Consider the following 22,128-nt stretch of genomic DNA (forward strand, 5'->3'; position numbering starts at 1 on the left):
GGCAGATGCCCGGCGATGCCGGAAGAGGTTTCGAGGGACCCGGTCCGTCGACCGGGCCCCTCGCGTTTTCCCCTCCCGTCGGAACCCCCGCGATCCCCCCAGATCCCCCTCCAAGAGTTCCGATGCCAAGTACGACCCGCCAGGCCCGGGAAGGGTTGCACGGTTTCCTGGAATTTTTTTCGGACCGCCCTCGGCGTGCCGGTGAATCCGGTCGGACGTAGCGTTTCAGACATGTCAGAGGTAGCTGAGAACCCCCTCACGAGCCTTCAGGACGATGTGCTCGACGAACTCGGCGACGAGCGGATCGGGCGCATCGCGAACCTGCTGGGCACGGACGAGACAGGGGCCCGGCAGATGGTCGGTACGACGGTGGCGGCGCTGTCCGGTGAGGCGGAGGCGGTCGCGACTCCGCACGACGCCCCGCTCACCGGGGTGGCCACGCTGGGCGGCTTCGCCACGGGCGGCCTGATGGCCGGGCTGCTGGCCGAGGAGGCCGAGCCGGTCGCCGGCGCGGTGGCGCGCAGGACGGGGCTGCCCTCCGGTGCGGTGACCCGGGTGGTGGAGATGGTGGTCCCGGTGGTGCTCGCGGTGCTCACGAAGCGGGCGGCGGGCAGGCAGCGCGCCGGGCAGGCGGTGCTGCGCCGTACGAGAGAAGTGGCGTGAGCTGCACGTGGGGCCGATGATGGAGGAACAGAGCGAGAAGGTGAATGATCACGAGCGATCGTGAGCCGCGCAAGGTGCGCTCCGAACGGCAGACGCCCGCCGAGCCGCGGGTGTCCGCCGCCGGAGCGATCCGGTTCGCGATCGAGCAGCTCGGTGAGCTGCTGGGGAGGGCTCCCGAGTCGGTTTCCGCACTGAAGCCGACGGATCAGGGCTGGGAAGCCGCCGTAGAAGTAGTAGAGCTGGAACGCATTCCCGAGACGACCAGCGTGATGGCCAGTTACCACGTGGTTCTGGGCCCGGAGGGGCAGCTGGTGTCGTACGAGCGTGGGCGTCGCTACACGCGCGCGCAGGTGGACCGGAGGGACGGCCGCTAGGTCGCCTCGCTCCCCGCACGGGAAGTCGGGCCGGAAGGGACGGCACCGTGACTGTGGTGCCACAGGGCAACGGTGGTGCCGGCGTACCCGGAGTCGCGGGCGGCGGGTCAGGGTCGGGAAACCTGTACGACGTACTGGAACTCGTGTTGGACCGGGGCCTGGTCATCGACGCGTTCGTACGGGTCTCCCTGGTCGGCATCGAGATTCTGAAGATCGACGCGCGCGTGGTGGTCGCCAGCGTCGACACGTATCTGCGCTTCGCCGAGGCGTGCAACCGGCTGGATCTGGAATCGGGCCGCAAGGCACCCTCCCAGCTCACCGACATCGTCGGTGACTCGGTGGAGAGCGGCGCCCGGGGCAAGAGCAAAGGGGCGCTGTCCGGCGCGGTCGAGGCGGTCAGCGACTCGCTCAAGGGGCGCGGCGGTGACGAGGAGGCGGAGCGCGAGCGCAGCCGCGAGAAGCGGCGTGAGCGCTCCGAGCACGGCTCGCAGCGCCGCTCGGCACGGGACCGGGAGGAGTGAGCGACCCGATGTCCGTGTATGTGTACGCGATCACCAAGGACTCCCATCCGCTGGACCTCGGCGACACCAAGGGCGTGGGCGATCCCCCCGGTGAGGTGCGCGTGGTGCGCGGCGACTCCCTGTGCGCCGTCGTCAGCGAGGCCCCCGACGATCTGTCGGTGACGCGGCGCGACCTTTCGGCGCACCAGGAGGTCCAGGAACGGCTCTGGACGGACGGCACCGTCCTGCCGCTGAGCTTCGGGTTCGTCGCCGCGGACGACTCCGCCGTGCGCGGCGTGCTGGAGGAGCAGGCGCAGGCGTTCACGCAACGCCTGGACGAGTTGGCGGGGCGGGCGGAGTTCAACGTCAAGGGCGTCGTCGACGAGGACTGGGTGCTGCGTGCCGTCGTCGAGGAGAACGCGCAGATCCGTGAGCTGAACCAGCGCACCCGTGAGGGCGGGGGGACCTACGAGGACCGGCTGGCGCTCGGCCAGATGGTGGCTCAGGAGGTGCAGGCCCGCCAGGACGCGATCGCCGCGGAGATCGTCGCCGCCCTGCGGCCGCTCGGAGTGGCGGAGAAGGTCGCCGAGCCGTCGAAGCAGTACGTCGTGAACGCCTCCTTCCTGGTGGAGGAGGACCGTACCGAGGAGTTCAACCGGGCCGGTCAGGATCTGGCGGAACGCTACGGCGAGGGTGTGGAGGTGCGGATGCGGGGGCCGCTGCCGCCGTACAGCTTCGTCTGAGGGACGCGCGGAGCGGCCGGGCCGGCCATGAGGAGCGCGAGGAGGTGCCGTGGGACTGGTCACCGGGATTCTGGGGCTGCCCTTCGCCCCCGTGCGGGGCATCGGCTGGGTGCTCGACAAGGTGGTGAAAACCGCCGAGGACGAGTACTACGACCCCGCTCCCGTGCAGGAGGGACTCGTGCAGCTGGAACGGGCGTGGACCGAGGGCCGGATCGACGACGAGGAGTTCGCACGGCAGGAGCAGGCACTCCTGCACCGGTTGGAGGAGATCAGGGCCTACCAGCTGCGCCGGTCCGGGCAGCAGGGCGGGCCGTGAGGGACCGGGTGCGGGACCGCGGGCTTTCGGCACCTGGGCGAAGGAAGAGGACGGGCCATGAACAACGCCGGGATCGGCGCCGCTCTGCTGGGCGGTTATGTGCTGGGGCGGAACAAGAAGGCCAAGCTCGCCCTCGGCCTCGGCGCGCTGCTCGCCGGATCACGGCTCAGGCCCGGCCAGGTCGGCAAGGCCCTCCAGGAGTCCCCCTCGGTGCACGACCTCACCCACCAGGTGCGCTCCGAGCTGACGGACGCCGGCAAGGCTGCGGCGACGTCGGTCCTGACGGCGAAGGCCGACAGCCTCGCCGACGCCCTCCACGAACGCACCGCGGGGCTGCGGGAGCGGACACAGACGCAGGGGCGGGCCGTGGACGAGGACGAGGACGAGGGGGACGAGAAGGGCGAGTGGGTGGAGGACGAGGAAGACGAGGAGGAGGAAGAGCGCGCGGGCGAGGACGAGGACGACGACGCGGACGGCGACATGGAGGACGACGCGGACGACGCGGGGGACGAAGACCGGGGGCCCGACGACCGCTACGACGACACCGACGAGGAACCCCGCGCGACGCGCCGGCGCCGTGGGTGACCGTAGGTGCTCCGGGAAACGAGGTCGAGAATGCCGTGACCGAACCCGTACCCACCGGTTCCGCACCGTCACAGGGGATGTACCCCTACGGCGGCGGGGGATCCAGTGCGAACCTCGCAGACATCCTTGAACGCGTGCTCGACAAGGGCATCGTCATCGTCGGCGACATCAAGATCAACCTGCTCGACATCGAGTTGCTGACCATCAAACTCCGCCTCCTGGTGGCCTCGGTGGACAAGGCCAAGGAGATCGGCATCGACTGGTGGGAGCACGACCCCGCGCTCTCCTCCCGCGCCCATCGCGGGCGCACGCTGGAGGAGCAGAACGAGCGACTGCGCGCCGAGGTGGAGGAGCTGCGCCGCAAGGTCGACAGGGCCGAGAAGGTGGAGAGGGCGGAGAAGGCCGCGAAGGTCGAGAAGGCCGGGAAGGCGCGGCCCGCGGGCGAACTGCCCGCACGCGGCTCGGGCGACCGGCGCCCGGCCTCCCGGTCGCGGGAGACCGACCGGGAGGCCGAGCGCAAGCCCGGCGCGGAGCCGCGCCGCGCCCGCCGCACGTCGGACGACGCCGAGGGCCGGGGCCGGGAGCCGTGAGCGGACAGCGGTTGAGGTACGCGTACGCCGTGGTCCGTGCGACCGGCTCGGCCAAGGAGTCGGCGCAGGCGGCGCTGTTCGGGGTCCGCGGTGTGGCGGGCGCCCCGGTCACCCTGGTGCGCTCGGGTCCGGTGGCCGCCGCGGTCAGCGCCGTTCCCGCAGAGGAGTTCTCCCAGGCGGCTCTGAGGGCCCGCCTGGAGGACCTCGCCTGGCTGGAGTCGACAGCCCGCGCCCACCACCTCGTCATCGAGACGCTCGCCGCCCGCACGACGGTCCTGCCGTTGCGGCTGGCCACGGTCTACCTCGACGAGAGCCGGGTCGAACGGATGCTGGGCGAACGGCAGGAGGCGTTCGCAGCGCTGCTCGACCGGTTCGACGACCGCGTGGAGTGGGGCGTGAAGGTGTACGCCGAGATCCCGGCCTCCTCCGAGCCCGCACCCCCGCCCGAGGCGTCCGGCGCCTCGGTCGCCGACCCGGCCCCCGGACGCGCGTATCTGCGCCGCCGCAGGCAGTACCACCAGGCGCACGAGGACATCCGGCAATCCGCTCAGGAGGCCGTGCGCCGCACGGAGGAGCAGGCGCGCGGGCTGGCGGTGGAACGCGCCCGGCACCGCCCCCAGCAGGGCTCCCTCGCCCGCCCAGGCAGCGAGAACCTCGCCAACGACGCCTACCTCGTCCCTCGCCACCTGGCCGAACGGTTCCGCGACCGGATGCTGCACGCCGCCGACGACCTGCCCGGGGTACGGGTGGAGGTCACCGGTCCCTGGGCGCCGTACTCCTTCACCGAGCCGCCCGAGAGCGGCGCGCCCTCCCGGGGCACCGCACGCGCTGGGGGCACCGCGCCCACCGGCGGCACCGCACCCCCGGAAGGGGCGCGACAACGGTGACCGAGCACGAGGCGCACGGCGCACACCGGGCGAGCGGATCCTACGAAGCCGCCTACGACGACGACCGCCCCCTCAGCGGCCGCCAGGTCGCGCTGATCGACCTGCTCGACCGGTTGCTGAGCGGCGGTGTCGTGCTCACCGGCGACCTCGTCCTGTCGATCGCCGACATCGACCTGGTGCGGATCTCGCTGCGCGCGGTGGTGATCGCCGTCCGCGAGCAGATGGAGGAGCAGTGGGCGCCCGTCCTCCCGGACCGGACGTCGCCCGTCGCGGACGAGGACACCGGTGACCGGCCCGGCTGACCGCCCGCCCCCCGACCGGCTGCGGGAGGTCGCACAGGCCGCCCACCGCGCGTTCTCGCTGCTGCCCGCCCGGCCGGACGACATGGTTCCGCCGCCCGCGGGCCAGAGTGCCGCACGCCGGTTGCGCACCGACCCCGACACGGTGGAACGGGACCTGGTCAAACTGGTCCTGACCATCGTCGAGTTGTTGCGCCAGCTGATGGAGCGCCAGGCACTGCACCGCGTCGACCAGGGCGACCTGACCGAGGAACAGGAGGAACGGCTGGGCCTGACCCTGATGCTCCTCCACGACCGGATGACAGAGCTGTGCGACCGCTACGGCCTCACCCTGGACGACCTCAACCTCGACCTGGGCCCACTGGGACCCCTGCTCCCGCCGTGAGACGCCCACCTGCGCCCATGGGGCGGTGAGCGGACGGTGCCGCGGCCGTACCCCCGCTCAGTCCCGAGGCCCTGCGGACGACCCCCGCACCATCAGCTCCCCCCGGATGGTCGCGATCCCCCCTGGCGGCGGCTCCTCGCGCCCCATGGCGATCCGCCCGGCCCGCGCCCCCGCCTCCGAGAGCGGCAGCCTCACCGTGGTCAGCGAAGGCACCGCGTCGATGCTGAACGGAAGGTCGTCGAAACCGGCCACCGAGACGTCCTCCGGGATCCGCAGCCCGGAGTCCCGCAGCGCGGCGCACGCGCCCAGCGCCACGGAGTCGTTCGCGGCGACCACGGCCGTCAGTGTCGGATCGCGGCGCAGCAGCTCAAGCGTCGCCTCGTAACCGGACTGCCGGTCGTAGCGGCCGTGGACGGTCCAGCGCTCGTCCTCCTGGACGCCGTGCGCGTGCAGCGCGGCCCGGTGGCCCTCCAGCCGGTGCCGGGTCGTCGTGCGCTCCTCCGGGCCCGCGATGTAGCCCAGCCGCCGGTGGCCCAGGCCGATCAGGTGCTCGGTGAGCTCACGGCCGCCCCCGCGGTTGTCGAAGGTCAGCGCGATCGCGCCGGTGTCCCGCGCCGGCGGGCGTCCGCACAGCACCACCCGGGTCCCGGCGTCCGTCAGCTTGCGCAGTTTCGCCGCCATCGCCGCCGCGTGCGGGGCGTCCTCCATGGCGCCGCCGGTCAGCACGACCGCGGCGGCCCGCTGGCGCTGGAGCAGGGTCAGATACGTCAGCTCACGCTCGGCAGAGCCCCCGGTGTTGCAGACCACGGCCAGCCGTTCGCCGCCCGCCCGCCCGCCCGGGCCGCCGATCTCCGACTGGATCGCGCTCGCCATGATCCCGAAGAAGGGGTCGGCGATGTCGTTGACCAAGATGCCGACCAGGTCGGAGGTGGCCGCGGCCAGCGCACTGGCCGGCCCGTTCAGTACGTAGTCCAGCTCGTCCACCGCGCGCAGCACCCGCTCCCGGGTGGAGGCGGCCACGGGGTAGTTCCCGTTCAGTACGCGCGACACCGTCGCGGGGGAGACCTGGGCGCGTGCCGCCACGTCCGCCAGGGTCACCGTCATCTCGTCTTCCTCCGGTCGCGCATCTCGTCGAACCACCTCGTACGTGCTCGTAGACAGGCCACCGCGGCCCGCGGTTCCAGGTGTGTCGAGCTGACCTTAAGGCCATAACCCCCCTGTTGTTCGTCCCCTCGAACAACTCAAGCTGGTCACGGTCTTGTCCGGACCGACGCACAGAGGCTAGCTTCTCTGTATGTAGAAAGCGCTTGCTGTCACGCTCACCAGTTGGAGGACGGGGCGTACGCGGCGCAGACCCCGCGTACGAAGGGAATGACGTGACACGCAAGACGGTGCGTATCGCCATGAACGGTGTCACCGGGCGCATGGGCCACCGCCAGCACCTGGTCCGCTCCATCCTGGCCATCCGCGAGCACGGTGGCCTCGACCTCGGCGACGGCACCGTGCTGTGGCCGGAGCCGATCCTGGTCGGCCGCCGCGAGCACGCCCTGAAGGAGCTCGCCGAGCGGCACGGCCTGGACCCGGAGAACATCTCGACCGACCTGGACGCGGTCCTCGCCGACCCAAGCGTCGAGATCTACTTCGACGCCCAGGTCACCTCCGCCCGCGAGGAGGCGATCAGGAAGGCGGTCGCCGCGGGCAAGCACATCTACACCGAGAAGCCGACGGCGACGGGCCTTCAGGGCGCCCTGGAGCTCGCCCGGCTCGCGAACGAGGCCGGCATCAAGCACGGCGTCGTCCAGGACAAGCTCTTCCTGCCCGGCCTGCTCAAGCTGAAGCGGCTCGTCGACGGCGGCTTCTTCGGACGCATCCTCTCGGTGCGCGGCGAGTTCGGCTACTGGGTCTTCGAGGGCGACTGGCAGGCCGCCCAGCGCCCGTCCTGGAACTACCGGGCAGAGGACGGCGGCGGCATCGTCGTCGACATGTTCCCGCACTGGGAGTACGTCCTGCACGAGCTGTTCGGTCGGGTGAAGTCCGTCCAGGCCGTCGCCACCACCCACATCCCGCAGCGCTGGGACGAGAACGGCAAGCCCTACGACGCCACCGCCGACGACGCCGCGTACGGCATCTTCGAGCTGGAGGGCGGCGCCGTCGCGCAGATCAACTCCAGCTGGGCCGTCCGCGTCAACCGCGACGAACTCGTCGAGTTCCAGGTGGACGGCACGGAAGGCTCCGCGGTCGCGGGTCTGCGCAACTGCCGCGTCCAGCACCGCTCGCTCACCCCGAAGCCGGTGTGGAACCCGGACATCCCGGCCACCTACTCCTTCCGCGACCAGTGGCAGGAGGTCCCCGACAACGACGAGTTCGACAACGGCTTCAAGGCCCAGTGGGAGCTGTTCCTCAAGCACGTCTACGCCGGCGCCGACTACCACTGGGACCTGCTCGCCGGCGCCCGCGGCGTCCAACTCGCCGAGCTGGGCCTGAAGTCCTCGGCCGAGGGCCGCCGTCTCGACGTACCGGAGATCCAGCCGTGACCATCCGACTGCCCGACTCCCGGGGCGGCCTGCGGGCGTACGAGCCGCGCACCGAGCCGCTCGCGCTCGCCCCGGGCGCCCCCTTCACCTCCCGTACGGTCTTCTCCGCGGCCCACGTGGTCGCCGACCCGTACGCCGAGGTGTCGCCCGACTCGCCCGCCGCCGTCGACTGGGACGCCACCCTCGCCTTCCGCCGGCACCTGTGGTCCCACGGGCTCGGCGTCGCGGAGGCCATGGACACCGCCCAGCGCGGGATGGGCCTGGACTGGGCCGGGGCCGCGGAGCTGATCCGCCGGTCCGCCGCCGAGGCCAGGGCGGTCGGCGGCCGCATCGCCTGCGGCGTCGGCACCGACCAGATCGCCGCCGGCTCGCTCGCCGAGGTCCGCGCCGCCTACGAGGAGCAGCTCGCCGTCGTCGAGGAGAGCGGGGCGCAGGCGATCCTGATGGCCTCGCGCGCGCTCGCCGCGGCCGCCTCCGGCCCCGAGGACTACCTGGAGGTCTACGGGCACCTGCTCCGCCAGGCCGCCGAGCCGGTGGTCCTGCACTGGCTGGGCCCGATGTTCGATCCGGCGCTGGAGGGTTACTGGGGCTCGTCCGACCTGGACGCGGCCACCGACACCTTCCTGGAGGTCATCGCCGCGCACCCCGACAAGGTGGACGGCATCAAGGTGTCGCTGCTGGACGCGCAGCGCGAGATCGACCTGCGGCGCAGGCTGCCGCAGGGGGTGCGCTGCTACACGGGCGACGACTTCAACTACCCCGAGCTGATCGCGGGCGACGAGAAGGGCTTCAGCCACGCCCTGCTCGGCATCTTCGACCCGCTGGGGCCGCTGGCGGCGGAGGCCGTGCGGGTGCTGGACACCGGGAACGTCGCCGGTTTCCGTGAACTGCTCGACCCCACCGTCGAGTTGTCCCGCCATCTCTTCCAGGCGCCGACCCGCTTCTACAAGACGGGCGTGGTCTTCCTGGCCTGGCTGGCCGGCCACCAGTCGCACTTCACGATGGTCGGCGGCCTGCAGTCGGCCCGCTCCCTGCCGCACTTCGCGCGCGCCTACGAACTCGCCGACGGCCTCGGCCTGTTCCCGGACCCCGAACTGGCGCAGGAGCGGATGCGCAACCTGCTCGGCCTGTACGGAGTGGCCCAGTGAGCACCGTGAGCACCGTGAGCACCGTGAGCACCGGACTCGAACGTTTCTCCATCAACCAGATGACGGTCAAGCAGCTGTCGTTGCCGGACCTGGCCGAGGCGTGCGGACGGTTGGGCGTCGCGAACGTGGGCCTGTGGCGCGAGCCCGTCCGGTCCTACGGTCTGCAGGCCACTGCCAAGCTGGTCCGCGACACCGGGCTGACCGTCACCACCCTGTGCCGCGGCGGCTTCTTCACGGCCATCGACCCGGGGGAACGGGCCGCCGCGCTGGACGACAACCGCCGGGCGGTCGACGAGGCGGCGACGCTGGGCACCGACGTCCTGGTCCTGGTGTCCGGCGGGCTGCCCGCCGGCTCCAGGGACCTGCACGGCGCGCGGGAGCGGATCGCCGACGCCCTGGGCGAGTTGGGCCCGTACGCCGAGGAGCGCGGCGTGAAGCTGGCGATCGAGCCGCTGCACCCGATGTACGCCTCCGACCGCTGCGTGGTGTCGACCCTGGCCCAGGCCCTGGACCTCGCGGAACGCTTCCCTGCCCATCAGGTCGGCGTCACCGTGGACACGTACCACATCTGGTGGGACGACACCGCGCCCGCGCAGATCGCACGGGCGGGCGCGGGCGGCCGTATCCACACCTTCCAGCTCGCCGACTGGACGACTCCGCTGCCGCAGGGCGTGCTCACCGGGCGCGGTCAGATCGGGGACGGGGCGATCGACATGCGGGAGTGGAAGGCGTACGTGGAGACGGCCGGGTACGCCGGGGCCATCGAGGTCGAGCTGTTCAACGAGGGCCTGTGGGCCCGGGACGGCCACGAGGTGCTGGCGGAGACCGCGGAGCGGTTCGTGGAGCACGTGATCCGGTGAGAGCACGGGCGCGACCGGCACTCACCGCCCGTCGGGTGCAGGGGTCGTGGCCGCGGCGCGGGACTGTGCGCGGAGGTCTACTCCGCTGCCACGATCCGCTCGACCGCCGCCCTGACCAACTGCTCCCGCTCCGCCGCCGAGAAGACGTCCGGCAGGGTGAGCTGCTCGACGATCAGCCAGTTCAGGGTCAGCATGAGCAGCCTGACCGCCATGGTGTCGCCGGGGAGACCGGAGGCCTCGTGGTAGGCGACGTTGGCGTCGACGTCGGCACGGACCCGCTCGGTGAGGACCTTGCGCAGGGCGGGGCGGCGGGTCGCCTCCAGGCGGAGTTCGAGCAGCGCGAGATAGCCGGTGCGGAAGGCGGCCACACGGTCGACGAGCTCGCGCATCAGCCCGACGTACGTCTCCCGGTCGCGGTCGGCCGACTCCAGGCGGGCGATCGTGGCCTCGTCGGGCTGGAGCCGCTCGTAGACGCGGGCGCCGGCCTGGGTGAGCAGGTCGTCGCGGCTGGCGAAGTAGTTGGACGCGGTCCCGGCCGGGACGGCGGCCTCCTTGTCCACGGCCCGGAAGGTCAGACCGCGTGCGCCCTCACCCGCCAGCACCTCGATCGCGGCGTCGACGAGCGCGGCGCGTCGCTGGTCGTTCCGTCGGACCATGGGCGTTCACTCCCCCTGGGGTGCCGTCGGCACCCCCGTTCGGACCACTACAGGGAGAGTACTACGCGTGGAGTTATCGGCAGTGTCCGCAGTACCCCGGAACGCCTACCGAATCCCTCCTTCCGCATATAGGACTGGCCTCACCGATGAGTTTCCGGCCCCGTCCCGGTCTCTCATGCGTCCTCACCCGAGCGAGACACAGGAGCGCCGGACATGCGCATCGTCATCACCGAGTTCATCAGCCTCGACGGCGTCGTCCAGGCCCCGGGCGGCCCTCAGGAGGACACCGACGGCGGCTTCGCGCACGGCGGCTGGTCGCACCCGTACTTCGACCCGGAGGTGCTCGGCGGCGCCTTCGACGCGGGGCTGGGGAGCGCCGAGGCGCTGCTGTACGGGCGGCGCACGTACCTGACGATGGCCGCCGCCTGGCCCGAGCGCGCCGGGGACCCGTTCGCCGACCGGCTGAACGCCCTCAAGAAGTACGTCGTGACCGACACGCTGACCGACGACGAGCTGACCTGGAACAACACCACCCGCATCCCGGGCGGCGAGGCCGTCGCCCGGATCCGCGAGCTGCGCGAGAGCGAGGGCGGCGACCTGGCGATGATGGGCAGCCCCACCCTCGTGCGCACCCTCCTCCAGGAGGGCCTGGTCGACGAACTCCAGCTCATCGTCATGCCGGTGCTGCTGGGCGGCGGCAAGTCGATCTTCCCGACGGACGGCGGCAAGCGGCCCTTCGAGCTGGTCTCCACCACCACCGCCAAGACCGGCGCCCAGGTCTGCGTCTACCGGCCCGCCACCGAGGGCCAGGACAGCGCCTGAGCTCGGCCTCACCGGCGTCCGTGACCGGGTCGGGCAGCCGGATTCCGCGGGGCCGCGCGAGCGGCCCCGCGGGGAGCCTTCGGGCAGGACCACGGCCCTTCAGGACGTCCGCGCCTGCGACCGCTTCCACACGATCGTCACCGCCGCACCGCATCCGCCATGCGTCCGGACCCGCACGGCACACCGGAGCGACACCGCCGGCATCCCGTCGCCGTACCCATGTGTGTCCCCGCGTTTCCCTGGCAAGGTGGAACCCATGAAACTGGCGTTCTCCACCCTCGGCGTCCCCGGTCTCCCCCTCCCCGACGTACTGCGGCTCGCGACCGCGCACGGCTTTCACGGAGTCGAGTTGCGCACGCACCCCGAGGAACCGGTGCACCTCGGCCTCTCCCCCGCCCAACGGGCCGAAGCGGTGGGCGAGTTCAAGGCGGCCGGCATCGAACTGCTGGGCCTGGCCGGGTACACCCGGGTCGCCGCGCCCGGTGACGACGCCCCCGTGATCGAGGAGATCCGCGCCCTCGTCGACCTGGCCCACGACCTCGGCACCGGCTTCGTCCGGGTGTTCCCCGGCGCCGACCCCGAGCAGAGTCCGCAGGAGGCGGACGCGATCGCCGCGCGGCGCCTCGGCACGGCCGCGCAGCACGCCGCCGACATGGGCGTTCGGATCCTGCTGGAGACCCACGACTCGCACCGCACCGCGGCCGACGCGATCCGCGTCCTCGGCCTGGTCGGACATCGCCAGGTCGGCTCGCTGTGGGACGTCATGCACACCTGGCTGGGCGGCGAGCAGCCCTCGGAGAGCTACGCGGCCCTCGCCCCCCACCTCGGCTACGTCCAGGTCAAGGACATCGCCTCCGCCGACGACACGACCCCGCTCCCCCTCGGCACCGGTGTACTCCCGCTGGCGGAGTGCGTCGAGGTCCTCTCCCGGCACGGCTGGGACGGCTGGCTGTGCTGGGAGTACGAGAAGCGCTGGTACGAGGCGGCCGCCCCGCTCCCGGAACTGCTGGACGCGGGACGCGACCACCTCGCCCGTCTGCTCAACGACTCGGCGTAGCCCGGCGGGCCGGTCTCACCACCGCGCGCTCAGCGCCCCGAACTCCTCGTGGAAGGCGGGGAAGGTCTTGCGCACGCACCCCGGGTCGTCGAAGGAGACACCCGGCGTCCTGAGCCCGGTCACCGCGAAGGACATGACGATGCGGTGGTCGCCGTAGGACTTGATCTCGGTGCCGGCCGGGCCGCCGGGGCCGGCCGGCCGGATCTCGATCCAGTCGGGGCCCGTCCGTGTCTCGACGCCGAGCCGCCGCAGGTTCTCCGCGCACGCCTCCAGCCGGTCGCACTCCTTCACCCGCGTGTTCGCCACGTCCTCGATCCGCACCGGCCCGGAGGCGAACGGCGCGATGGCCGCGAGGGTCGGCATGGTGTCGGAGATGTCCCGCATGTTGACGGTGAGGCCGCGCAGTTCGCCCGTCCCCCGCACGGTCGTGGCCGCGGCACCCACCGACACCCGCGCGCCCATCCGCCGCAGTACGTCGACGAAGGCCAGGTCCCCCTGGAGCGCCCGTTCGCCCAGGCCGGGGACGGTCACCTCGCCGCCCGTGACCGCCGCCGCCGCGAAGAAGTAGCTTGCGGTCGAGGCGTCCGGCTCGACCGCGTAGGTGGTGGCGCGGTAACCGCCCGGCGGGACCGTGTAGGTGTTCCCCTCCTGTCGTACCTCCACCCCGAAGGCCCGCATCATCGCGATCGTGATCTCGACGTACGGCACCGAGACGAGGTCGGTCACGGTGATCCGCAGGCCCTTGCGGGTCAGTGGCCCGAGCAGCAGCAAGGCCGTCAGGTACTGCGACGACTGGCCCGCGTCCAGCGTCACCTCCCCGCCCTCGACGCCGGCCGCCGCCACGGTCAGCGGATGGTGGCCCTCCCGCTCCTCGTGCCGCAGGTCCACGCCCAGGTCGCGCAGGGCGCGGGTCAGGGGCAGCAGGGGGCGGCGGCGCATCTGGGGCGAGGCGTCGAAACGGTAGGTGCCGTGGCCGGTGGCCGCCAGGGTGGGCAGGAAGCGGGCGGTGGTCGCGCCGTCGCGGCAGTGGACGTCCGCCTCGGCGACCGCCGGCCCCTGCGGGCGGCCGTCGACCTGCCAGGCGTCCGGGGTCCGGCCGACCCGGTAGCCGAGCCGGGTCAGGCCCTCCGCGAAGCCCTCAGTGTCGTCGGAGCGCAGCGGCCGTACGAGGGTGGTGACACCGTCGGCCGCGGCCGCCAGGAAGAGGGCGCGGGCGGTGATGGACTTGGAACCGGGGATGTCGACCAGGGGCATGCCGTCATGATCGCCCGAGGCCCGTCGCCCCTGCCGGGGCGTCCATGGGATGGACCGGCACCGGACCCTTGCGCGTTGCCCGTGCGTCACTTGGGCCCCGGGCATCCCGACTTCGCCGATTCCGGCCATCCCCGGGAACCCGGTCCCGCCCCCGCTCGTCCAATCCGCAAGCTGCCGGAGAGTCACCGCGGTGCGGTGTCGGCCCTCGCTGCTGGCTGCGATCGCTGACCCACCCTCTCCGCCGTACCGCGGCCGGCAGCACGCCGTCATCGGCGCGCCCCCCTCCAACTGCGCCGATGGCGGCCCCTTCCCGCGCGGTGGTCGCGGCCCGTTCCCTTGACTGGCAGAAACTTCCCGGTTATTGGTGACTTCTCGGAAGTTTCCTTCAGCGCACCACCTCCGGAAGGAGCGCACGTGCCCGACTCCAGCACGGGAAGCACGGGAAACACCGCACCACCTTCCAGACGTACGGTCCTCACGGCCGGCGCCGGCCTCACCACCTCCCTGGCGCTCGGCGGCACCGCCCACGCCGGCGCCACCCCTGCCGACGACCGCGGACTGCGCGCCCTCGTCGCCCGGATGACGCTGCCGGAGAAGGTCGGCCAGCTCTTCGTGATGCGGGTCTACGGCCACTCCGCGACCGCCCCCGACCAGGCCGACATCGACGCCAACCTCAGGGAGATCGGCGTCCGCACGGCCGCCGAGCTGGTGAGCCGGTACCGGGTGGGCGGCATCATCTACTTCACCTGGGCGCACAACACCCGCGACCCCCACCAGATCGCCGATCTGTCGAACGGCATCCAGCGGGCCTCCCTCACCCAGCCCCGCGGCCTGCCGGTGCTGATCTCCACCGACCAGGAGCACGGCATCGTCTGCCGCGTGGGCGAGCCCGCCACCCTCTTCCCCGGCGCCATGGCCATCGGGGCCGGCGGCTCCCGCTCCGACGCCCGCACCCTCGGCCGGATCGCGGGCCGGGAACTGCGCGCGATGGGCATCCGGCAGAACTACTCCCCCGTGGCCGACGTGAACGTCAACCCCGCCAACCCGGTCATCGGCGTGCGCTCCTTCGGCGCCGAACCGGCCGCGGTGGCCGCCATGGTCGCCGCCGAGGTGACCGGATACCAGCGCGGCCGGCAGGTCGCCGCCACCGCCAAGCACTTCCCGGGCCACGGGGACACGGCCGTCGACAGCCACTACGGCTTCCCGGTCATCACGCACACCCGTGAGCAGTGGGAGGCCCTGGACGCGCCGCCCTTCCGGGCCGCGGTCCGCGCCGGCATCGACTCGATCATGACCGCGCACATCATGGTCCCGGCACTGGACGACTCCGGCGACCCGGCCACCCTCTCCCGCCCGATCCTCACCGGCATCCTGCGTGAGGAACTGGGGTACGACGGCGTGGTGGTCACGGACTCCCTCGGCATGGAGGGCGTACGGACGAAGTACGGCGACGACCGCGTCCCCGTCCTCGCGCTCAAGGCGGGCGTGGACCAGCTTCTCAACCCGCCCTCGCTCGCGGTGGCCTGGAACGCGGTCCTGAAGGCCGTCCAGGACGGCGAGTTGACCGAGGCGCGGCTCGATGAATCGATCCTGCGGATCCTGCGGCTGAAGGCGAAGCTGCGGCTGTTCGACGAGCCGTACGTCAGCCAGGGCGGGGTGGACCGCCACGTCGGCACCGCGTCCCACCTCAGGACCGCCGATCGCGTCGCCGACCGCACGACGACCCTGCTGGTCAATCAGGGGGCCCTGCTCCCGCTGTCCCGCCGCAGGCACCCGGGGCTCCTGGTGGTCGGGGCCGACCCGGCCTCCCCGTCCGGTACGACGGGCCCACCGACCGGCGTCCTCGCCGCCGCCCTGACCGAGCTGGGCTTCACGGCCACCGCCCTGTCGACCGGTACGGCGCCCTCGGCGGCCACGATCGCGCGGGCCGTGGCGGCGGCGCGGGAGGCGGACGCGGTGGTGGTGGGCACGTACAACGTCACGGCGGGCAGTGCGCAGAAGACGCTGGTCGAGCACCTGCTGGCGACCGGGAAGCCGGTGGTCGCGGTCGCGATCCGCAACCCGTACGACGTGGCCCACCTGCCCGCCGTCCCCGCCTACGTGGCGTCCTACTCGTGGACCGACGTCGAACTGCGGGCCGCCGCGCGGGTCATCGCCGGGCGGGTGGCACCGCGCGGAAGGCTGCCGGTGCCGGTGCAGCGTGCCGACGATCCGACGCGGGTGCTGTATCCGATCGGCCACGGACTGTCGTACGGACGCGGTTAGCAGGACGTGGCACTGCGGGCGTATCGCCCGTACGCCATATATCTGTCGCACTCACCCCCGACATACGCAAAGAACCCCGTACGCCTGGCGTGCGCCCGCTGCGGCGGGCCACGCTGGACGGGGGTGTACCGGGGGGAGTGCGATGCGTGGGAGCAATGGCGTGGGGGTGGCGTGTGCCGTGCTGGCGCTGCTCGTCGCCTCGGTGGCGGGATGCCAGAGCCCGGCGGGGCCGGCGCAGGAGGACGGCCGGCTGAGCGAGAGCACGAGCGCGAGCAGGGCGGGAACCGGGGACGGGCAGCGGGTGACGCCGACCCGGCCGGCCGGCTACGGGGCGGTGTTCCTCGGCGTCGACGAGTGCAGTTCCTTCGGGACGACGAGCTTCACCGAGGTGTCCTGCACCGGCGAGCGGGCGGCCGCGCGGGTCGTGGCCCGTCATGACGGCAAGGTGGGCGACGGGCCCCCGTGCCCCGGCACCACGGACTTCGTCCTGCACATCAGCGAACAGAGCCGCACCTCCGACGAGGACGGCGACGGCGCCGTCCCGCAGGGCTACGCCTGCATGCGCAACCTGACCCCGCCCCACCCCGGCGACCCCGGCGGCGGAGGCGGCCCCCGCACGATCGTCGGCGACTGCGTCTACGACTTCGGCGACGGCCGGGTCCGTGAGACGTCCTGCGACGGCAAGGGCGAGCACAAGCCTCAGTACAAGGTCACCAAGGCCGTGGACAGGCGCGCGAAGTGCCCTGTGTCGACGGCCCTGTACGTCCGGCTGGGCGGCGAGAAGCCGGTGGGGTGCGCACGGCCGGTGTGAGCGCCGGCGCGGCACCGGTCAGCACAGGATCCACCCCTTGCTCACCGACCCCCGCCCCACCCTGCCCTCGACCCGCACACACCGCTGCCCGGCGTGCACCGTCACCGGCCCCGCCTGGTAGCGGTAGTGCCTCTGGTCCACGACGGGGTTGGCGCGGCGCGCCTGGACACTGACCATCATCCACTGCATGCGGCCGGGGTTCTTGGCCTTGGTGATGGCGCAGACGTAGCCGCGCTTCTTGTAGACGTACAGCGTGCCGGTGGAGAACGGGTACGTCTTGACCTTGCGGCCCTCGCAGCGCGTGGGCGCGGCCTGCGCCTGGGCCGGCGCCGCGACCGCGAGCAGTCCGGACGCGGTCAGCACCGCCATGCCGATCGCCAGTCGTCGGCGTATCGCACCTCTGTCCACTGTGTTGTCCTCCCCGTACCCCGGTCAACGAGCGTACTGGTGTACGGACGCACGACGTATGCCGGATGGTTGCGCCGGGGGCGCGAACAGGCCCTCACCGGGACGCGCCGACCGGTTCCTCCGGCTCGGCCCGGCCGAGGAAGGTCCGCCACAGTTCGGCGTAGCGGCCCTCGCGCGCCAGCAGCTCGTCGTGCGTGCCGTCCTCGGCCACCCTTCCGTGGTCCATCACCACGACCCGGTCCGCACGGGCGGCCGTGGTCAGGCGGTGGGCCACCACGAGCGTGGTGCGCCGACCCGCGATGCGGTCGGTCGCCTGGTTGACCTGGGCCTCAGTGGCCAGGTCCAGGGCGGCCGTCGCCTCGTCGAGGAGCAGGATGTCGGGGTCGACGAGTTCGGCGCGGGCCAGCGCGATCAGCTGGCGCTGCCCGGCGGAGAGGTTGCGGCCCCGCTCGGCGACCTCGTGGAGGTAGCCGCCGTCGAGGGTCGCGATCATCTCGTGGGCGCCCACCGCGCGAGCCGCGGCCTCGACCTCGGCGTCCGTCGCGTCCGGGCGGCCGTACGCGATGGCGTCGCGGACGGTGCCCTGGAAGAGGTACGCCTCCTGGGGGACCACACCGAGCCGGTGGCGGTACGTGGTGAGGTCCAGGTCCCGCAGGTCCGTGCCGTCGACCGTCACCCGGCCGCCGGTCGGGTCGTAGAACCGGGCCACCAGCTTCACGAGCGTCGACTTGCCCGCGCCGGTCTCGCCGACGAACGCGACCGTCTGACCGGCGGGGATCCGCAGGTCGATGCCGGTCAGCGCCTCTTCGTCGTCGCCGTACTTGAAGTGCACGTCCTCGAAGGCGACCTCGCCCCGCAGCGACAGCACCTCGCGCGGCTCCTCGGCCGCCTTCGTCGACGTCGGCTCGCGCAGCAGCTCCTGGATGCGGCCGAGGGAGACCGTGGCCTGCTGGTAACCGTCGAAGACCTGGGAGAGCTGCTGGACCGGGGCGAAGAACAGGTCGATGTAGAGCAGGTACGCCACCAGCGCGCCGGTCGTCAGCGTCGCGTCGTCGATCCGGGCGCCGCCCGCGATCAGCACCGCCGCCGCGGCCGTCGACGACAGGAACTGCACGAAGGGGAAGTAGACGGAGATCAGCCACTGGCCCCGGATCCGGGCCCGGCGGTAGCTGTCGCTGCTCTCGGCGAACCGCGCGCCGCCGTCGCGCTCGCGTCGGAAGGCCTGCACGATCCGCAGCCCGGCGACCGACTCCTGCAGGTCGGCGTTGACCACCGACACCCGCTCACGGGCGAGTTCGTACGCCTTCACGCTCGCCCGGCGGAAGAAGTACGTGGCGACGATCAGTGGCGGCAGCGTCGCGAAGACGACGAGCGCGAGCTGGAGGTCGATCACCAGCAGGGCGACCATGATGCCGAAGAAGGTGACGACCGAGACGAAGGCGGTGACCAGGCCCGTCTGCAGGAAGGTCGACAGCGCGTCGACGTCGGTCGTCATCCTGGTCATGATCCGGCCGGTCAGCTCGCGCTCGTAGTAGTCGAGCCCGAGCCGCTGGAGCTGGGCGAAGATCTTCAGACGCAGGGAGTACAGGACGCGTTCGCCGGTGCGTCCGGTCATCCGGGTCTCGCCGATCTGGGCCGCCCACTGGGCGATCACGGCGAGCAGGGCGAGCAGGGAGGCCGCCCAGACGGCGCCGAGGGCCGCCGCCGAGACGCCTTCGTCGATGCCGTGCCGGATCATGACCGGCAGCAGCAGGCCCATCCCGGCGTCCACGGCGACGAGCCCCAGGCTGATCAGCAGGGGTGCCCCGAAGCCGCGGAGCAGTCGCCGCAGTCCGTACGACTCCTCCGGCCGGACCGCGCGTGCCTCGTCGACGTCGGGGGTGTCGGTCGCCGGGGGCAGCGCCTCGACCTGCGCGAGGAGTTCCGGGGTGGCCGGGGAGTCGGCGAGGGCCAGGTCCTTGCGTTCGCGGTCGCCCGTCCACAGCCTCGGCGTCACCCCGCGCTCGGCGTCGAACTCGGCGTCCAGTTCGTCCCGTAGGGAGGTGTCCTCCTGCGGGCAGGAGGGCTGGGCGTGGCCGGGTGAGACGCCGCCGAGTTCGTCGGGGTCGGTCAGGAGGCGGCGGTAGAGGGCGGAGCGCCGCTGGAGTTCCTCGTGGGTGCCGATGTCGGCGAGCCGGCCGGCGTCCAGGACGGCGATGCGGTCGGCGAGGCCCAGGGTGGAGCGCCGGTGGGCGATCAGCAGGGTCGTCCGGCCCTCCATGACGCGTTTCAGCGCCTCGTGGATCTCGTGCTCGACACGGGCGTCCACGGCCGAGGTGGCGTCGTCGAGGACGAGGAGGCGCGGGTCGGTGAGGATCGCGCGGGCGAGCGCGACACGCTGGCGCTGGCCGCCGGAGAGGGTGAGGCCGTGTTCGCCGACCTTGGTGTCGTACCCCTCGGGCAGCTCGGCGATGAAACGGTCCGCCTGGGCGGCACGGGCGGCTGTGCGGATCTCCTCGTCACTCGCGTCGGGCCGGCCGTAGGCGATGTTGTTGCGCACGGTGTCCGAGAAGAGGAAGGAGTCCTCGGGCACCAGCCCGATCGCGGCCCGCAGCGAGTCGAAGGTCAGCTCGCGGACGTCGTGGCCGCCGACGAGGACGGCACCGCCCGTGACGTCGTAGAAGCGCGGCAGGAGAAGGGAGACCGTGGACTTGCCGGAGCCGGAGGAGCCGACGACCGCGAGGGTCTCCCCGGGGCGGATCTCGAAGCTCAGCCCGTCGAGGACCGGGCGCCCGTCGTCATAGCCGAAGGACACGTCGTCGAACTCGACGGTCGCGGGGGCGTCGGCCGGGAGGGTCTTGGTGCCCTCCTTGATCGACGGCTCGGTGTCGATCAGCTCCAGGACGCGCTCGGTGCCCGCGCGGGCCTGCTGGCCGAACGTGAGGACCATGGCGAGCATGCGGACCGGGCCGACGAGCTGGGCGAGGTAGGTGGAGAAGGCGACGAACGTGCCCAGGGTGATGTGCCCGCGCACCGCCAGCCAGCCGCCGAGCGCGAGCATGGCGACCTGGCCGAGCGCCGGGACGGCCTGGAGCGCCGGGGTGTACTTGGAGTTGAACCGGATGGTCCGCAGCCGCCCCGCGAAGAGCCGTCGGCTGACCTCCCTGAGCTTGCCGGTCTCCTGCTCCTCCTGCCCGAACCCCTTCACCACGCGCACACCGCTGACGGCGCCGTCGACCACGCCCGCGACGGCCGCGGCCTGGGCCTGGGCGTACCAGGTGGCCGGGTGCAGCCGGGCCCGGCTGTACTTGGCGATCCACCACAGGGCGGGGGCGACCGCGAGGGCGACCAGTGTCAGCGGCAGCGACAGCCACGCCATGACGACCAGGGAGATCAGGAAGAGCATGAAGTTCCCGATGGTCATCGGGAGCATGAACAGCAGACCCTGGATCAGCTGGAGGTCGCTGGTGGCCCGGCCCACGACCTGCCCCGTGGACAGGTCGTCCTGGCGCCGCCCGTCCAGCCGGGTGATCGTCCCGAACATCTCGGTCCGCAGGTCGTGCTGGACGTCGAGGGCGAGACGGCCGCCGTAGTAGCGCCGGATGTAGGTGAGGACGTACACCGCCAGGGCGGCGGCGATGAGCAGGCCCGCCCAGATGGCCATGTCCCGCGTGTGGTCGGTGATGACGTCGTCGATGATCACCTTGGTGATCAGGGGGACGACCGCCATGACGGCCATGCCGCCCAGGGAGGAGCCGAGAGCGAGTATCACGTCCTTGGGGTAGCGCCAGGCGTAACCCCACAGCCGTCTTGCCCACCCCTGCTCCGCTGCCACGCCGGTGCCCTCCGTTCGTCCTGATCTACCGGAAGGCACCAACGCGGGCAGGAGCGGATTTCATCCCTCCGTAACAGATCGGGTCCGGTCTCAGACCCGTACCCGCAGGTGGTAGAAGCGCGTGGTCTGCACCTGGTTCTGGTTGTCGTCGCTGACCAGCAGCACGCGCAGCCGATCGCCCGTACGGCCGGTGATCGCCATGCCCTCGATGTTGTCGAGCAGCGGGTTCGGCTGGGGCTGCTTCGCGGTCGCTCCCAGTGACGGACAGTTCACGAGGTCGGCGAGGAGCGTCTTCTCGATGAGGCGGACACCGTCCTGGCCCGTGAGCTTCTCGATGCCAGCGGTGTCGGTGGCCCGGCGCGGGTCGGCCAGGTAGAGGCGGACGGTGTTGCCGACGCCCGGGGTGAAGCCGCGCTCCAGCACGAGGAGACGGCCGTCGCCGGTGGCCTGGACCTCGGGGACGCCGAGCCCGGTGTCGGTGCGGTAGGCGTACTGCCGCCCGAGCGCGTACTGCCCGCTCCCGGTCTTGCGCCAGGTCTGGAAGCGGACGATCCCGGCGCTGTCGCCGGAGAGGGCGTACTCCATCGAGGCGAGCAGGGTACGGCCGCCGGGGAACAGGGTGAGCCCCTCGAAGGTGCCGTTGGAGACCGCACGGCCCGCCGGGGCGACCCTGAGCGCGTCCGGCACCGGCAGCCGGTCCAGGATCCTGCCGTCACGGGAGTAGCGGCGCACCGAGGGCTCGGTCTCGGAGGAGACGAGCCGGGTGCCGTCCCGTTCGACGGCCAGGCCCTCGGAGTCGAGGGCGGCGCCGGACTCGTCGGCGAGCGGGACGACCCCCTCGGGGGCGAGGGTCTCGCCGTCCAGACGGAAGAGGGAGGAGCGGTCGGAGACGGCCGCGAGGGAGCCGTCGCGGTCCACGGCGAGCCCGGAGAGGTTCCCGACGAACGTTCCCTCGTACGTCGTCTTGTCGAGCGCGTCGGAGAAGCGGTCGATGGAGACGGCGGCCGAGCAGGCGTGGCCGCCCCGCGGGTCGGTGTGGGCGTTCGCCGGGCCGGCGGCGGTGAGGCAGGTGGCCGCCGCCAGGCCCGCCGTGGCGGTCGCGAGTACGGTTCTCAGACTCATGGGGGTCACCGTAGGGCGGGTCGGTGACGCGGGGT

The 22,128-nt window shown here is 72.3% G+C and carries 23 protein-coding genes; 17 read left to right on the forward strand and 6 right to left on the reverse strand.

The window, feature by feature from the left end; translation table 11 throughout:
- Positions 1-231: 231 nt before the first annotated feature.
- The 10 genes from ACWCPI_RS15205 to ACWCPI_RS15250 all read left to right on the forward strand — a co-directional run bounded on the left by ACWCPI_RS15205 (position 232) and on the right by ACWCPI_RS15250 (position 5,342).
- Complete coding sequence (locus tag ACWCPI_RS15205; RefSeq protein WP_451038558.1) at positions 232-663, forward strand: DUF937 domain-containing protein; 432 nt, start codon at positions 232-234, stop codon at positions 661-663.
- A gap of 44 nt (positions 664-707) precedes the next feature.
- Positions 708-1,037 carry a gas vesicle protein GvpO gene (locus ACWCPI_RS15210; RefSeq protein WP_451038559.1) on the forward strand — a complete coding sequence of 110 codons (330 nt, stop codon included), beginning with the start codon at positions 708-710 and terminating at the stop codon, positions 1,035-1,037.
- A gap of 47 nt (positions 1,038-1,084) precedes the next feature.
- On the forward strand, positions 1,085-1,558 hold the full coding sequence (gene gvpJ / locus ACWCPI_RS15215; RefSeq protein ID WP_451038560.1) for a gas vesicle protein GvpJ: 474 nt from the start codon (positions 1,085-1,087) through the stop codon (positions 1,556-1,558).
- Positions 1,559-1,566: 8 nt separating this feature from the next.
- Entirely contained in the window at positions 1,567-2,280 is a 714-nt protein-coding gene (locus tag ACWCPI_RS15220) for a GvpL/GvpF family gas vesicle protein (protein ID WP_451038561.1), read from the forward strand.
- Positions 2,281-2,329: 49 nt separating this feature from the next.
- Entirely contained in the window at positions 2,330-2,596 is a 267-nt protein-coding gene (locus ACWCPI_RS15225) for a gas vesicle protein GvpG (RefSeq protein ID WP_451038562.1), read from the forward strand.
- A 57-nt stretch (positions 2,597-2,653) separates the two neighbouring features.
- Positions 2,654-3,181: an ABC transporter substrate-binding protein gene (locus ACWCPI_RS15230; protein ID WP_451038563.1), complete on the forward strand. Its 528-nt coding sequence runs from the start codon at positions 2,654-2,656 to the stop codon at positions 3,179-3,181.
- Between the two features lie 77 nt (positions 3,182-3,258).
- Positions 3,259-3,771, forward strand: coding sequence for a gas vesicle protein GvpJ (gene gvpJ, locus ACWCPI_RS15235; RefSeq protein ID WP_451038779.1), 513 nt, complete (start codon positions 3,259-3,261; stop codon positions 3,769-3,771).
- Entirely contained in the window at positions 3,768-4,658 is an 891-nt protein-coding gene (locus ACWCPI_RS15240) for a GvpL/GvpF family gas vesicle protein (RefSeq protein ID WP_451038564.1), read from the forward strand. The genes gvpJ (ACWCPI_RS15235) and ACWCPI_RS15240 overlap by 4 nt, the downstream gene beginning before the upstream one ends.
- 92 nt (positions 4,659-4,750) lie before the next feature.
- Positions 4,751-4,960: a gas vesicle protein gene (locus ACWCPI_RS15245; RefSeq protein WP_451038780.1), complete on the forward strand. Its 210-nt coding sequence runs from the start codon at positions 4,751-4,753 to the stop codon at positions 4,958-4,960.
- On the forward strand, positions 4,944-5,342 hold the full coding sequence (locus tag ACWCPI_RS15250; protein ID WP_451038565.1) for a gas vesicle protein K: 399 nt from the start codon (positions 4,944-4,946) through the stop codon (positions 5,340-5,342). Before ACWCPI_RS15245 ends, ACWCPI_RS15250 begins: the two co-directional genes overlap by 17 nt.
- Positions 5,343-5,399: 57 nt before the next feature.
- Here ACWCPI_RS15250 and ACWCPI_RS15255 read toward each other — a convergent pair whose 3' ends face one another.
- Positions 5,400-6,446 (reverse strand): LacI family DNA-binding transcriptional regulator, encoded by a 1,047-nt coding sequence (locus tag ACWCPI_RS15255; RefSeq protein ID WP_451038566.1) that lies wholly within the window; start codon positions 6,444-6,446, stop codon positions 5,400-5,402.
- A 272-nt stretch (positions 6,447-6,718) separates the two neighbouring features.
- Here ACWCPI_RS15255 and ACWCPI_RS15260 point away from each other — a divergent pair, with 272 nt between their 5' ends.
- Genes ACWCPI_RS15260 through ACWCPI_RS15270 form a run of 3 tightly spaced genes read left to right on the forward strand, consistent with a single transcriptional unit; the run spans position 6,719 to position 9,884 of the window.
- Complete coding sequence (locus ACWCPI_RS15260) at positions 6,719-7,876, forward strand: Gfo/Idh/MocA family protein (RefSeq protein WP_451038567.1); 1,158 nt, start codon at positions 6,719-6,721, stop codon at positions 7,874-7,876.
- The gene (locus tag ACWCPI_RS15265) at positions 7,873-9,024 is read left to right on the forward strand and encodes a dihydrodipicolinate synthase family protein (protein ID WP_451038568.1); all 1,152 of its coding nucleotides are present in this window, start codon (positions 7,873-7,875) and stop codon (positions 9,022-9,024) included. Before ACWCPI_RS15260 ends, ACWCPI_RS15265 begins: the two co-directional genes overlap by 4 nt.
- Positions 9,025-9,083: 59 nt before the next feature.
- Entirely contained in the window at positions 9,084-9,884 is an 801-nt protein-coding gene (locus ACWCPI_RS15270; protein ID WP_451038781.1) for a sugar phosphate isomerase/epimerase family protein, read from the forward strand.
- A gap of 77 nt (positions 9,885-9,961) precedes the next feature.
- On the opposite strand, the gene ACWCPI_RS15275 is transcribed toward ACWCPI_RS15270, so the two are convergent.
- Positions 9,962-10,540 (reverse strand): TetR/AcrR family transcriptional regulator, encoded by a 579-nt coding sequence (locus ACWCPI_RS15275; RefSeq protein WP_451038569.1) that lies wholly within the window; start codon positions 10,538-10,540, stop codon positions 9,962-9,964.
- A gap of 213 nt (positions 10,541-10,753) precedes the next feature.
- Here ACWCPI_RS15275 and ACWCPI_RS15280 point away from each other — a divergent pair, with 213 nt between their 5' ends.
- A complete protein-coding gene (locus ACWCPI_RS15280) occupies positions 10,754-11,362 on the forward strand; it encodes a dihydrofolate reductase family protein (protein ID WP_451038570.1) in 609 nt (202 codons plus the stop codon).
- Between the two features lie 256 nt (positions 11,363-11,618).
- Positions 11,619-12,419, forward strand: a complete 801-nt coding sequence (locus tag ACWCPI_RS15285) for a sugar phosphate isomerase/epimerase family protein (protein WP_451038571.1) — start codon at positions 11,619-11,621, stop codon at positions 12,417-12,419.
- A gap of 15 nt (positions 12,420-12,434) precedes the next feature.
- Here the strand turns inward: ACWCPI_RS15285 and aroA are convergent, their stop codons facing one another.
- Positions 12,435-13,673, reverse strand: a complete 1,239-nt coding sequence (gene aroA / locus ACWCPI_RS15290; protein WP_451038572.1) for a 3-phosphoshikimate 1-carboxyvinyltransferase — start codon at positions 13,671-13,673, stop codon at positions 12,435-12,437.
- 414 nt (positions 13,674-14,087) lie between these two features.
- Here aroA and ACWCPI_RS15295 point away from each other — a divergent pair, with 414 nt between their 5' ends.
- Both ACWCPI_RS15295 and ACWCPI_RS15300 read left to right on the forward strand, forming a co-directional pair.
- Positions 14,088-15,938, forward strand: coding sequence for a glycoside hydrolase family 3 protein (locus ACWCPI_RS15295; RefSeq protein ID WP_451038573.1), 1,851 nt, complete (start codon positions 14,088-14,090; stop codon positions 15,936-15,938).
- A 142-nt stretch (positions 15,939-16,080) separates the two neighbouring features.
- Complete coding sequence (locus tag ACWCPI_RS15300) at positions 16,081-16,749, forward strand: hypothetical protein (protein ID WP_451038574.1); 669 nt, start codon at positions 16,081-16,083, stop codon at positions 16,747-16,749.
- Positions 16,750-16,767: 18 nt separating this feature from the next.
- On the opposite strand, the gene ACWCPI_RS15305 is transcribed toward ACWCPI_RS15300, so the two are convergent.
- The 3 genes from ACWCPI_RS15305 to ACWCPI_RS15315 form a co-directional block, all read right to left on the reverse strand.
- Positions 16,768-17,157 carry a hypothetical protein gene (locus ACWCPI_RS15305; protein WP_451038575.1) on the reverse strand — a complete coding sequence of 130 codons (390 nt, stop codon included), beginning with the start codon at positions 17,155-17,157 and terminating at the stop codon, positions 16,768-16,770.
- Positions 17,158-17,251: 94 nt separating this feature from the next.
- On the reverse strand, positions 17,252-20,971 hold the full coding sequence (locus ACWCPI_RS15310; protein WP_451038576.1) for an ABC transporter ATP-binding protein: 3,720 nt from the start codon (positions 20,969-20,971) through the stop codon (positions 17,252-17,254).
- Positions 20,972-21,061: 90 nt separating this feature from the next.
- Positions 21,062-22,093 carry an esterase-like activity of phytase family protein gene (locus ACWCPI_RS15315; RefSeq protein WP_451038577.1) on the reverse strand — a complete coding sequence of 344 codons (1,032 nt, stop codon included), beginning with the start codon at positions 22,091-22,093 and terminating at the stop codon, positions 21,062-21,064.
- Positions 22,094-22,128 lie beyond the last annotated feature (35 nt).

The organism is Streptomyces sp. NPDC001920 (assembly GCF_053594495.1).